The following is a 12,589-nucleotide window of genomic DNA, read 5'->3' on the forward strand; positions in this document are numbered from 1 at the left end:
AAACAGGTTAATTCTTAAACAACCGCGCTGAGTGTTGTGTTTGCGGATGTCAACAAGATAGAATTAGTACCCCGTTCATAATGTTGAATAATTAGGTTAACCATTTTAACCGTTGCTTCAATTGCCGCCATGATTTGGTCGGAATCAACCCCGCGAGTGGTCAGCATTTTGGTATCTCCACCGCGTTGGACTTGCCAAGTAATGATGGTTTGTACCAGTGCATCTGTTCTACCGCCGGGCGGGATTGTAACAATATAATCAATCAATTGTGGCACGGGTAAATCAAAAGCCGTTAAAATATCTTTCATTGCATTCATAAACGCATCATAACCACCATCGCCCTTAGCGTAGCCTTCTTGCATTTGTCCTTGATAAGCACAGCGCACAACGGCTAAGGATTTAAATCCATAGGTAGAATTAACCGAGCAATGTAGCAGTTTAAAGGGTAATTCGCCCGTTGTGCCAAAAATATCGCCGATTAAGTAGGGTAAATCTTCTTTGGTAATTACTTCTTTACGGTCGCCGATTTCAACGATTTTTTGCAGTAAAACTTTTTTCTCGTCGTCGGTCAGTTCAATATCTAAGGCTTGTAATGCCATTTCTAAATTGGCGCGCCCTGATAATTTACCCAGTGCGTAATCACGCTTGCGGTTAAACCGTTCTGGAATAAGTGGATTTGCGTATAAATTGCCTTTTTTATCGCCATCCGCATGGATGCCCGCGGTTTGGGTAAAAACGTTTTTACCGTAAATTGGCTTGTTATTCGCCATCCGTTGTCCTGAAAACATTTCTACGTATTGCGAGGCTTTATAAAGCATTTTTTCATCAATGTTTAAACGCACGTCGAGAAAATCGCTGAGTGCTACGGCAACTTCATCCAGTGCGGCATTGCCTGCCCGTTCACCCATGCCATTAATTGTCGCATGGATGCCATGAATCCCTGCTTTTACCGCCGCGAGTGCGTTTGCGGTGCCTAAGCCATAGTCATCATGGGGGTGAAAGTCAAAATGGGCGTTAGGGTAGCGTTTGGTGATGTCAGAAATGTATTCGTAAGTTGCGAAGGGGTTTAAAATCCCTAATGTATCAGGTAATAAAATTCGTTTTACAGGCAGTTGTAATAATGCCTCAATCAGTTGATAAACATAGGCGGGTGAGGTTTTAATGCCATTAGAAAAATCTTCTAAATAGACATTCACCGCAACTTCTTTTTCAAGGGCATAGTCTATGGTTTTACGAATATCTGCAATGTGTTGTTCTGGGGTTTTGCGGAGTTGTTCGTTACAGTGTTTGTAAGAGCCTTTGGTTAATAAATTAATGCGTTGAATGCCAACGGCTTTTGCCCAATCAATCGAGGTAGTACCATCGACAAAGCTGAGAATTTCTAAGCGGTCGACCAAATTAACGCTTTTTGCCCAGTTGACGACCTGAATCACTGATTTACGTTCACCTTCAGAGGCTTTAGCAGATGCAATTTCTAATCTGTCAACTTTTACTTCTGTTAGTAACATTTTCGAAATAGTGAGTTTTTCTTCAGGGGTATAAGATACGTTTTGCATCTGCTCACCGTCTCTTAATGTGGTATCCATGATTTCGACGGTACGTTTTTCCTGCGTATTCACAATAATTCCTCAACACTCAACGACAAATTTTTGGTAGTGCCAGACTAAATATTTTTCCTTAATTTCTCTATCGCTAAAGAGATAGATGAAAAATTTAGGATTGGCACGACTTACTTTTTAAAGGGTAAATCCGCTTATTGTAGCGGACTATGCAAAATAGAAAAGAGATAGGCTAGTTTTCATCGTAGATAACCGCATATCTCTCCTATTCACTCAAATAGTATAAACCGCTATGACTGACGTATAGAAAATACATGATGGCAAACTCTTTATTTCTTCTTATTCTCCTTGCGGCTATTGTTTGGTACTGGTTTGACAGTCAGCGCAGCCATGAAAAGGCGGTGTCAATCTGTCGTAAACTTTGTCAACAGTATGAATTACAACTTCTTGATGATACGGTTGTGCAACGTAAACTGGGCTTGAGTCGTCGTGCAGATGGTTGGTTGCAGTTAAAGCGAACTTATTTTTTTGAGTTTTTTGCAGGTGGCGATAATCGTGCTGAGGGTGTATTGGTTCTTAATGGTGAACGGCTTGAAATGTTTGAGTTATCAAATCACACAGAACGCACTTTTATCGGCTAATTCAAAGGAGATTTCATGAATCCATCTAATCAGCGCACGGTGTTAGTCACGGGCTGTTCTAGCGGTATTGGTTATTGTGTCGCGAAAGGGCTTTTAGCACGGGGTTATCGGGTGTTTGCAACGGCTCGCCGCGCTGAAGATATTGCACGTTTACAAGCAGAAGGTTTGGAAACGCTATTGTTGGATTTAAATGATTCAGTTTCCATTCAACACGCTGTCACGCAGTTGTTAAGTCAAACCGGTGGAAAGCTTTATGGTTTGTTTAATAATGCTGCTTATGGTCAACCCGGTGCGGTGGAGGACTTGAGCCGTCAGGCATTACGTGAGCAGTTTGAAACTAATTTGTTTGGTACGCATGAATTGACTACGTTAGTGTTGCCCGTGATGCGTCGTCAAGGAGAAGGGCGGATTATTCATAACAGCTCTATTTTGGGAATGGTTGCTATGCCCATGCGGGGTGCATATAACGCCTCTAAATTTGCGCTAGAAGGGCTTACAGATACACTGCGTATAGAGTTGCAGGGGACAAATATCGGTGTTTCTTTAATAGAACCCGGTCCTATCCGCAGTCGGTTTCGCGCCAATGCCTTTGCGATGTATAAAAAACATATCAATCCCACTAACAGCCCGCATCAAGCGCATTATCAGCAGGCAGAAGCGCGCTTACAAAAACAAGGGGATGCAGCTCCGTTTACCTTGCCACCTGAAGCGGTGTTAAAACGGGTCATTCATGCTTTGGAAGCTAAACAGCCGCAAATTCGTTATTATGTGACGATACCCACTTATTTTTTAACGACGTTAAAACGGTTATTGCCTTATCGGGTGATGGATTGGATTATTCGACGCTTACCTGCTTAAGGGCTTGTCTAAGTTAGAATTAATAGTGTCCATAGAAAGTTATTTAATCCGTCTTTGCGATTCTGGAAATTCCGATAATTCTGAAAATCCTGATTCAGACGCGCTTTATGATAAATCTAAAATAAATCGCCTGTTATAAAATGTTGTAAATAGTCTTTTTTGTCTTCCAAACTCATGGTTGTTTCTAAATAGTCATGCCATAACATGTATTCGTATTGCATGATTTTAATTTCCCATGTACAGGCTACGCCCGTTTTTTCCAATGGTTTAGGCGATAAATCGGGGAAACTGCCTTCTACTGTGTACGTTTGAGTAAATAAGACATTGCCACGTCCCCAAATATTAATGCTTAAAAAGCCTTGTGACAGAATGGCAAAGCCCATGCCTTGTTTTTCTGCAACACGTCCTTGTTCAATTTCTTGGTAAATAAAATCGTGCAAGGTCTCTTGTAAATGTTGGGGGAGTGGTTCAGTCTCACGCAACATTTGGTATAGTTTTAAAACTAACTTTTCATGCACGACAAACCCAATCGGATGAGCAGAACGGCGAATATATTGATAGGTTTTTGCATATTGGTCGGTTAAACGGTCTATATTACCGTGTGTTTGCAAATAGTTATCGTTGAGTTCGGCTGTTAGGGGTAAAACAAGGGTATTGCTGGGCATTATTATTCCTTCTAACTTAATTACCACTGTTGATTGATGGAATTAGCTGGTTTGTGCTTACCGCATGACAACCCGAAAACCCAAACCACTGCCACGGGTTTGTGGTTTGTTCCAATCCCGATATGCACAACGGATTAACGTTGCATCGTATTTCCAACCGCCTGCACGTACCATCCGCAGAATCTGGCTATCTTCTAGGGATTCTCTTCCGTCATCTACCTGATACGGTAAAGTAAATTCAGGATTATCTTTATCTGTTCCCCATACGGTACTTATCCATTCCCACGTATTACCCGCCATATCAAACACGCCATAAGGACTTTTACCCGCAGGATAATGTGTAACGGCGGTTGTATCACCGACTTGATTGGCAAAATTGGCAAGGCTTGCGTCGGGTGCTTGATTTCCCCATGGGTATAAACGTTTATCTGTTCCCCGTGCGGCTTTTTCCCATTCGGCATCGGTTGGTAAAGAAACGCCTGCCCAACGACAAAATGCCATGGCATCTTGCCATGTCACCCAAACAACGGGATGCTGTTCTTTCCCTTCAGGAATGCCCGATAGCCATAATTTATCGTGGTCTGCCCATGTGTAATCTGTTTGTGCTAAAAAAACACCCCATTGTGCATTTGTCACAGGGTAGCGACTGATGCGATAGTCGGGTAGATACACTTGATGTTGTGGTTGTTCAACCTGTTGCGCCCACGCAAATTGTGCGGCAACTGTATCAGTTGCCACATCGGTTCCCATCCAAAACACGCCTGCGGGAATCGTTACCCAGTCAAATTGTTTAAACATATTGTTATTAGTGGTCAGTATGGCGAGCGATTAAAGGTACGTATTCACCTAATAAATCAGGTTTAAGTTGTGTGATATAGGGGGTTAGTAAATTAAAATCTTGGGTTAAATTGTACTGTCTAATCGCTTCGCGGATTTCGGGACGATAATCAGGATGTATCGTGTAGTCTCCACCACTAAAAGCGTTACTTTCTGTCCATAAACCTGTATAAATCGGGACATTAAATTCGCGGGCTTCTGCAATAACTTCAACAACACTTTGAATACGAACAGGTTTATAGTTATGTATTCTAAAGGCTTCAGCCAGAGGTGTCCCTTTTGCGGCGTAAACAGGGTTGAGATAAATCACCAGTTCTACGCCATGCTGTTGGCAAATATTGGCTAAATATTCAATGCTGGCAACGGCTTCACTGATGCCTTCTTCTTCAGTCATGGTTGGACTGGGTTTTAGGAGAACGTAGCAGGTTAAACGCACGCCTAATTCACCCAATAGTTTTACTTTGCTTTCAAAGTTCTTTTTCCGAATGCTTTTCTTCAGAATGACTTCACGTAAGTGGTCGTCTTGGGTTTCAAAACCAATGGTGACATCAATTTTAGGAGTCGTAACCCGTTGGCGAATATGTTGAATGATATCGACAGAAATATATTCGGGGCGGGTTTCTAGGGAAAGGACTTCTAAAGCGGTTAATTCACGAGTGCGTTCAAGTAGATAATCCATTGCCTCCGCAGGAAAACGACTTTGGTCGATAATAGAGCCTTCGTTACCAACGGAAAATTGTTGAAAGCTAGATAAGCTATCGGCAAACTCACTGAAAACCCAGTCTATTTGTTCTTTGATACTGTCAGCAGATAGACTGTCGGGATGGGATTTAACGGGTAAATTGCAATAAGTACATTGAAATTGACATTTTTGCGCGTAAAAGGACACAACTAAATCTTTGAGTCCTAAAAATTTGCGCTTACCCATATAAATAGGGCGAGTAGGTGGGGTTGTTTTAATGTTAAAAGAGCTATCTACTAAGTCAGGCATTTATTTTCTCCATTTCTACTCAGTGTATAACAACGCAAAGTGGTTGGTTTGTATAGATAGGTTTGTCTAAAACAGTTGTGGTTTATTGTTTAAATCAGAAGTTATTAAAATCACGCTATCATTTTTAACATACTGTTAATTCTAATAATTCTGATTTAGACTGTTTTTTATTTTAGAAAATGGAAACAGGCTTGGCGTGGCGGTATTCGTGTTATCCAAGCGGTTTACTTATTAAAAAGACCTACTGAGTTTACCAACTAAGTAAGTCTTTTCATGATACTACGGTGGATAAAATGAATTTATTCTCTTTATCTATTAATCAGATTTTACAGTTCATTATCTTCATGTTCTGCTTCTAATTTTACTAATTGTCGTGGTTGTTCTGCATGGCTGAAATAGCTATTTGTTATCGCATCAGATAATGCAGGTATTAAATGCCACAAACGGACAAGCAATTGGTCTAAATCTTTACGGAAGCCATCCACAAAAATCGCTAGTGCGTCAACATCAGCCAAACGAACTTGGGTTAAGGCTTCTAAGATAACGCGCTCTTCTGCTGCTCTGTAGGGCGTGTCATCGCCATTTCTTAGTGTCGCTATAAAATTGGATAATTGTTCCAATTGATAGCCAATTGAACGCGGATTTAATTCATTTTGCAACAATAATTCTAGGGTCGCATTGACTTGTAAATAAGAACGGTAACGACGGCGATAAGTCAATAAGCTATCTGTCACAACCAATAAATTTTCTAGTAAGACGGCTTCATCTTCATTAACCGTAGAAAGGGTTGCACGAAGGAGTTGTCCTGTGTTGTAACAACGTTCTAGCCGTCGTCCAATAATCAAGAATCGCCAACCTTGACCATGTGTCATGCTTTCTACACTCAATCCTTCTAAAGCAGAAAGCCATAAGATGATGTTATCTAGCACTTGTAAGGCTTCATTAATCTCTTTAGGGGCTTGTTGTTGCAAGCGGTTGAGTTCATCTTCTATCGCACTGAACACACGCCACATATCAGGCGATAATCGGTCACGGGTTGAACGAGCGGCATTTAGCAGGAATTGTAACGTGGAGGCTAAACTCCCCGCACGATTGCGGTCTAAAAAGACGGAAAGTAATTCTTCACGTGGATTGTCTAAGCGTTGTTCCGCACCTTCCCCCACAAAACCGGGTAAAGTTTCGGTTAAATACGTAACAGCACGTAATAAACTGGGTAACGCTGGATGATTTTTAGTGCTGACAAAATCATAAGGGTCGGCTAAATAGAGTAATACCGCACGCAGTAAACGAATAACCCCTTCTGCCCGCTCTGCATAACGCCCCAACCAAAACATATTTTCTGCAACCCGACTAGGCAGTTCACCTTGCCCATGCCCTTCAAAAATGACCAGTTTCTTTTTAGTTTCAGGGATGAGCGTTAATTCTCTTTCAGGCTCGGAGGCGATAACCCATGTATCTTTACTTAATCCCCCACTTTGCGCGGATACAACAGGGCTATCTGCACTGGCTGCAACGCGGGTTAAACCACCGGGCATAACCACATAGTTATTCTCATTCGTCACGAGGAAACTACGTAATACTAATTGTCGTGGTTCAACATGTCCGTTGACTAAGACAGGGGTTGTGGAACGAAAAATCTCTTCTCCCCCCACATACCAATTTGGTTGGGCAAGAATTTGAGCGCGAAGTAAATCGCGTTGTTTACTACTGAGCAGTCGCCCACGGACAGACACATGTCCCGGTGTATTTGCAATGCGTTTAATAACTAATTTATCAATATTTGCTAACACGTGATTACAGGCTGTTTTATCTCCACACCACCACGTTTGTGGTGAAGGAATATCTAACTCTTCCCCTAAAAAGTATTTTGCTAAATTAGGTAAAAAAGCATATAACCCAGCGTTTTCTAACACACTACAGCCCAATGGATTGGCAAGGCTCACGCCGCCCATCCGCACTGCTTGCGTCAACCCCGCAACGCCTAGATAAGAATCAGGACGTAACTCCAACGGATCACAGGCACTGTCATCAACGCGACGGAGAATAACATCAACGGGTTGTAAACCATCTAAGGTTTTTAGTGCAACTTTTCCATCACGAACCGTTAAATCTGCACCTTGTACAAGGGTATAGCCCAAATACTTGGCTAAATACGCATGTTCAAAATACGTTTCATTTGCAGGACCGGGCGTTAAAACCACAATGCGCGGGTCTTCATGTGGGGACATGCTCGCCAATGTTTGGCGCAACGTGCGGAAAAAGAGCGCGAGGCGATGGACGTGAGAATCACGGAATAAACTGGGCAAAATACGCGAAATAACCAAGCGGTTTTCTAGCGCGTAACCCGCACCTGAGGGAGCCTGCGTGCGATCAGCAATTGCCCAAATTTCACCCGTAGCAGAACGGGCTAAATCCACGGCATAAAGCGGTAGTCGATGACGTTTAGGGAGAGAAACCCCCACAATTGCACGTAAAAAACCGGGATGCGAAGCGACAAGCTCCACAGGTAATAAGCCTTTACGTATGGTATCGCGCGCGCCATACAAATCAGCCAATAACAAACTCATCAATTCCGCACGTTGAATCAATCCCCGTTCAATATGTCCCCATTCCTCACTAGAAATTAAATGCGGAATTGGGTCAAGTTGCCACGGGCGATCAAGTCCTTGTGGATCACCATAGACATTATAAGTCACCCCATTATCACGCAATAAACGCCGTCCTTCTTGCCAACGACGTTCTAACTCATCATGTCCCATTGCATGAAGTGAGTTCATCAAATATTGCCAATGTGGGCGGATTTGTTTCGTACCCGCGCACATTTCATCATAACTACCCGACAACATCTGATAGGTTTGGAGAATATCCTCTACTACAGGGTCTTTTACGGGTGCTGGCGTCAGATTGGAATTAGCGTTTTGCATAATGTCCTGTTTTGGTTTGTCAATCGCTAAATTTTCTGTTTTGCTAACATCAGTAACAAGCCGTAGGCTCATTAATTAAGACAGCAATAAATTGTCAGAAAATGGGGTGAACCACTGATCATCTTAAAAACCACCTGAACCCATTGTTAAGTATAATCAGTTGTATTCGGTTTTCGTCCATGAATGAGTGGTCTATAAGCATACTACAGAGTAAGGACTCAACTCTATAAGTAACACCCGAAAACCCACACACACTACCTGACTAATAAAAATACTTACCCATAAACAGCACAATGATTTTTCAATTATTTACAAATAATGGTGATTTTAATTCAAGCCCCCATATAAAATAGGTCTGTCATTGTCTTAGCGATACAATGACAATTGCGTGAGGATATTCCCCACAACTCAAGTAGCGTTAGTTCTATCAAACCAACATTGACACAAGGAAATAATGCAGATGAAACCACTTAATCAACTTTTTAAAACCAGCCTACTCATGGCTGCAATGGCAATCGTCCCTTTTTCTACCCCCTCAATAGCCGCTGATCAAATCACCATCGCCGTTGCTGGACCTATTACAGGACAATACGCAACCTTTGGACACCAAATGAAAGCTGGGGTAGAAATGGCGGTTGCTGATTTAAATAAAGCAGGTGGTGTATTGGGTAAACAACTAAAACTGGAAATAGGCGATGATGCTTGCGACCCTAAACAAGCGGTAGCCATTGCCAACCAGCTCGCCAATAAAAAAGTCGCATTAGTAGCAGGACATTTCTGCTCAGGCTCATCGATTCCCGCCTCCAAAGTCTATAATGAAGAAGGCGTTATCATGATTTCCCCCGGTTCAACCAACCCCAAACTAACTGAAGATGGATTATCTAACGTTTTCCGCGTATGCGGACGAGATGATCAACAAGGGGCAGTCGCAGGCGAATACCTAGCGAAAAAATATGCCGAATCCAAAATTGCTATCCTCCACGACAAAAGCGCGTATGGCAAAGGTCTTGCTGATGAAACCAAAAAGGCACTAAACGCAGCAGGCAAGCAAGAAGTCATGTACGAAGCCATTACTGCCGGTGAAAAAGACTACTCTGCTATCGTCTCCAAACTGAAAAAAGAACAAATTGATGTCGTTTACTTAGGCGGTTATCACACAGAAGCAGGCTTAATTATCCGCCAAATGCGTGACCAAGGCATGTCCACCATACTCGCGGCTGGCGATGCACTCATGACTGACGAATTCTGGTCAATCACAGGCACAGCAGGTGAAGGGACACTCATGACATTCAGCCCAGATCCTCGCAAAAACCCCATTGCCGAACCCATTGTTACTGAATTCCGCGCCCAAAAAATTGAACCCGAAGGTTACGTCCTATACAGCTACGGTGCCGTACAAGCATGGGCGCAAGCCGTAGAAAAAGTAGGTAGCACTGATGCGAAGAAAGTAGAAGCCGCTTTACGTGCTGAAACCTTCAAAACCGTTTTAGGTGACATCAGTTTCAATACAAAAGGTGATGTAAACGCCCCCGGTTATGTATTTTACGAATGGAAAGACGGCAAATACGAATACGTAAAATAACCTGCTAATAAAACTAGTTATACAACAATGGCTCGTTATATACCATGCGAGCCATTTTCTATAAAACCTACTTAAAACCTTTAAACAACAAAAGAATGCCGACGCTGCACGACAAAGGCTACAAGAAGCTATTTTCCAACAAAGTCTTTTTTCGCCAACTACTAGAATCTTTCGTACCAGAACCTTGGGTACAAGACATAGACTTTGAAACTTGTGAACGCCTAGACAAATCCTTTATTACCGACCACTACAAAGAAACCGAAAGCGACTTAATTTACAAAGTAAAATTTAAACAACAAGAAGCCTACATATACGTTCTCCTAGAATTTCAATCTTCCGTCGTTTGGTTTATGGCATTGCGCGTTCTACACTATCTCTGTAGCTTCTGGCTAGATTATGCAGAAAGTCGCCCCCCTGTAAAAAAACTACCGCCAATATTTCCAATTGTTCTTTACAGCGGGAATAAACGCTGGACAGCCGCAACAGAGCTACAAAACCTCTTAGCACATCCTGATTTATTAAAAGCCTACACTCCCGACTTTCGTTACTTCAAAATTGCTGAAAATGAATATCCACAAGAACGACTGCTACAGATTCAGAATTTAGTCTCCACTTTATTCCTAGCAGAGACTTATCCGCATGATATGGAATTACTCAAATCGCAAGTGTTAGCATTATTTGAAGATAAAACCGATAAAGAAGCGGCTTCATTATTTCTCAACTGGTTTATACAATTAGTTGTATATAACAAACGAGAATTAAGTGATTATCAGACATTAGAAACCATTTACCATGACAAACTGGAGGCAAGAACCATGTTAGAACATGCAATGGACAAAGAACGTCAACGGTCTTTTTTACTGGGAAAGACGGAAGGACTTGAAGCGGGGATTGTTCAAGGAGTTAGACAAGGAATTACACAGGGGATTACACAAGGGATTACGCAAGGGATTACGCAAGGAATTGTACAGGGCAAAGCGGAAACATTAATGCGTTTATTAGAAATACGCTTTGGTCAATTAACAGAGAATCAGCAAGCCCGTTTGTATCAATTAAATCCTGATGAATTAAATCAATTATTGTTTAAACTTTTTCAAACAAAAATTGATTCACTAGCGGATTTTTGGCAAGAAATTGATAGGCACTGATTCTAACTGGAGTCGTACAAGATAAAACCGAAACGTCAATATGCCTTGGTCAATTAACAGAAAACCCGCTTGTCTTATCAACCACGTCATTTAAGATGCTCTTCTCCTCACATAATTAAGGCTAACTTTTCCTTTAGAATAGACACAAAATTATCCACAACACGTCTTTATTTCTGGTTTTTTCCGTCAGCCAGTTGCATAACGGGTTCTACAGTAACTTGAATTAATCATAAACAATAGTTTTAGATGTTTTATCCGCCATAAAAAACTTTTTTTCAGGAGCATTCTTGCGTGACCACAGAACACCGTCCCGTTTTATTAAATGAAGTGTTAGATGGACTTAATATTCAAGCTGATGGTATTTACATTGACGGCACTTTCGGACGGGGTGGGCATAGTCAAGCAATATTAGCGCGTTTAAACGCACAAGGGCGGTTATTTGCCCTAGACCAAGACCCTGAAGCTATCACCGTTGGGCAAGCATTACACCAAGCAGACCCCCGTTTTATCATTGAACATACGCCATTTATGCACTTACAAAAAATAGTAGAAGCCTATCAATTACAAGGAAAAATTAATGGGATTTTATTAGATTTAGGCGTGTCCTCTCCTCAATTAGATACACCTGAACGAGGCTTCAGTTTTATGCGCGATGGGGCATTGGATATGCGTATGGACACTAGCACGGGCGAACCTGTAAGCGAGTGGTTAGCTCGGGCAACAGAGCAAGATATTGCCACCGTATTAAAAACGTATGGAGAAGAACGCCATGCACGGCGTATTGCAAAGGCAATTGTTAGCGCGCGTACACAAAAACCGCTGACGCATACTTGTCAATTAGCTGAAATTATTCGCACAGCGCATCCCGCGTGGGAAGTGGATAGACACCCTGCAACCCGTTCTTTTCAAGGGTTACGCATTTTTACAAATCAAGAGTTAGCACAAATTGAAAGCGTTTTACCACAAGCACTTGCGGTATTAGCACAAGGAGGACGGTTAGCCGTTATCAGTTTTCATTCTTTAGAAGACCGCATTGTGAAACGCTTTTTTCGTGATGAGGCGAAAGGTGACCCGTATCCACCAAATTTCCCAATTCCTGCAAGTATGCTTAATCCGACCGTGCGTTTAGTAGGCAAAGCCGTGCATCCTAGTGATGCCGAAGTTGCAGAAAATCCACGGGCGCGAAGTGCTGTTTTACGGATTGCCGAACGGTTATAAGGATTGTCTGCAAGAAGTTACATACAATCAGAATTCGCCGCGTTTTAAAATAAAAAATTAGTGCTAAATCAGTGCTTTTAGACCTAAGCGGAATAAAAATAACTGCGTTGATAATTCTGTTTGTCTGTCAATCCTAAAAACGCTAATTCAGATAGTCGCATACTCA

Annotated in this window: 10 protein-coding genes; 5 read left to right on the forward strand and 5 right to left on the reverse strand. The window is 42.0% G+C overall.

Annotation, left to right across the window (positions count from 1 at the left end; all coding sequences use genetic code 11):
• Positions 1-14: 14 nt before the first annotated feature.
• Positions 15-1,619, reverse strand: coding sequence for an alpha-isopropylmalate synthase regulatory domain-containing protein (locus AL038_RS13300; protein WP_201800091.1), 1,605 nt, complete (start codon positions 1,617-1,619; stop codon positions 15-17).
• A 254-nt stretch (positions 1,620-1,873) separates the two neighbouring features.
• On the opposite strand from AL038_RS13300, the gene AL038_RS13305 reads away from it, so the two are divergent.
• The gene (locus AL038_RS13305) at positions 1,874-2,200 is read left to right on the forward strand and encodes a DUF3301 domain-containing protein (protein ID WP_066246141.1); all 327 of its coding nucleotides are present in this window, start codon (positions 1,874-1,876) and stop codon (positions 2,198-2,200) included.
• A 15-nt stretch (positions 2,201-2,215) separates the two neighbouring features.
• Complete coding sequence (locus AL038_RS13310; RefSeq protein ID WP_062153577.1) at positions 2,216-3,058, forward strand: SDR family oxidoreductase; 843 nt, start codon at positions 2,216-2,218, stop codon at positions 3,056-3,058.
• Positions 3,059-3,174: 116 nt separating this feature from the next.
• Here AL038_RS13310 and AL038_RS13315 read toward each other — a convergent pair whose 3' ends face one another.
• The 4 genes from AL038_RS13315 to AL038_RS13330 all read right to left on the reverse strand — a co-directional run bounded on the left by AL038_RS13315 (position 3,175) and on the right by AL038_RS13330 (position 8,475).
• Positions 3,175-3,723 carry a hypothetical protein gene (locus AL038_RS13315; protein ID WP_062153579.1) on the reverse strand — a complete coding sequence of 183 codons (549 nt, stop codon included), beginning with the start codon at positions 3,721-3,723 and terminating at the stop codon, positions 3,175-3,177.
• Positions 3,724-3,780: 57 nt separating this feature from the next.
• Positions 3,781-4,521, reverse strand: a complete 741-nt coding sequence (locus AL038_RS13320) for a formylglycine-generating enzyme family protein (protein WP_062153581.1) — start codon at positions 4,519-4,521, stop codon at positions 3,781-3,783.
• A 7-nt stretch (positions 4,522-4,528) separates the two neighbouring features.
• Positions 4,529-5,551 carry an archaeosine biosynthesis radical SAM protein RaSEA gene (locus AL038_RS13325; RefSeq protein WP_062153583.1) on the reverse strand — a complete coding sequence of 341 codons (1,023 nt, stop codon included), beginning with the start codon at positions 5,549-5,551 and terminating at the stop codon, positions 4,529-4,531.
• Between the two features lie 326 nt (positions 5,552-5,877).
• Positions 5,878-8,475 carry a circularly permuted type 2 ATP-grasp protein gene (locus tag AL038_RS13330; RefSeq protein WP_083991624.1) on the reverse strand — a complete coding sequence of 866 codons (2,598 nt, stop codon included), beginning with the start codon at positions 8,473-8,475 and terminating at the stop codon, positions 5,878-5,880.
• A gap of 460 nt (positions 8,476-8,935) precedes the next feature.
• Here AL038_RS13330 and AL038_RS13335 point away from each other — a divergent pair, with 460 nt between their 5' ends.
• The 3 genes from AL038_RS13335 (at position 8,936) to rsmH (ending at position 12,423) form a co-directional block, all read left to right on the forward strand.
• Positions 8,936-10,057 carry a branched-chain amino acid ABC transporter substrate-binding protein gene (locus AL038_RS13335; RefSeq protein ID WP_062153585.1) on the forward strand — a complete coding sequence of 374 codons (1,122 nt, stop codon included), beginning with the start codon at positions 8,936-8,938 and terminating at the stop codon, positions 10,055-10,057.
• Between the two features lie 44 nt (positions 10,058-10,101).
• On the forward strand, positions 10,102-11,205 hold the full coding sequence (locus AL038_RS13340; protein ID WP_062153587.1) for an Rpn family recombination-promoting nuclease/putative transposase: 1,104 nt from the start codon (positions 10,102-10,104) through the stop codon (positions 11,203-11,205).
• Between the two features lie 291 nt (positions 11,206-11,496).
• Positions 11,497-12,423 carry a 16S rRNA (cytosine(1402)-N(4))-methyltransferase RsmH gene (gene rsmH, locus AL038_RS13345; RefSeq protein WP_062153589.1) on the forward strand — a complete coding sequence of 309 codons (927 nt, stop codon included), beginning with the start codon at positions 11,497-11,499 and terminating at the stop codon, positions 12,421-12,423.
• Positions 12,424-12,589: the final 166 nt, after the last annotated feature.

The organism is Beggiatoa leptomitoformis, from assembly GCF_001305575.3.
GTDB classification, from domain to species: Bacteria; Pseudomonadota; Gammaproteobacteria; order Beggiatoales; family Beggiatoaceae; genus Beggiatoa; species Beggiatoa leptomitoformis.

What these genes read in the sequence shown, in the direction of transcription:
- AL038_RS13325 (WP_062153583.1), bottom strand. Translation starts at nt 5,551, where the DNA reads ATGCCTGACTTAGTAGATAGCTCTTTTAACATTAAAACAACCCCACCT.
- AL038_RS13315 (WP_062153579.1), bottom strand. Translation starts at nt 3,723, where the DNA reads ATGCCCAGCAATACCCTTGTTTTACCCCTAACAGCCGAACTCAACGAT.
- AL038_RS13340 (WP_062153587.1), top strand. Translation starts at nt 10,102, where the DNA reads ATGCGAGCCATTTTCTATAAAACCTACTTAAAACCTTTAAACAACAAA.
- AL038_RS13310 (WP_062153577.1), top strand. Translation starts at nt 2,216, where the DNA reads ATGAATCCATCTAATCAGCGCACGGTGTTAGTCACGGGCTGTTCTAGC.
- AL038_RS13305 (WP_066246141.1), top strand. Translation starts at nt 1,874, where the DNA reads ATGATGGCAAACTCTTTATTTCTTCTTATTCTCCTTGCGGCTATTGTT.
- AL038_RS13330 (WP_083991624.1), bottom strand. Translation starts at nt 8,475, where the DNA reads ATGCAAAACGCTAATTCCAATCTGACGCCAGCACCCGTAAAAGACCCT.
- AL038_RS13335 (WP_062153585.1), top strand. Translation starts at nt 8,936, where the DNA reads ATGAAACCACTTAATCAACTTTTTAAAACCAGCCTACTCATGGCTGCA.
- AL038_RS13320 (WP_062153581.1), bottom strand. Translation starts at nt 4,521, where the DNA reads ATGTTTAAACAATTTGACTGGGTAACGATTCCCGCAGGCGTGTTTTGG.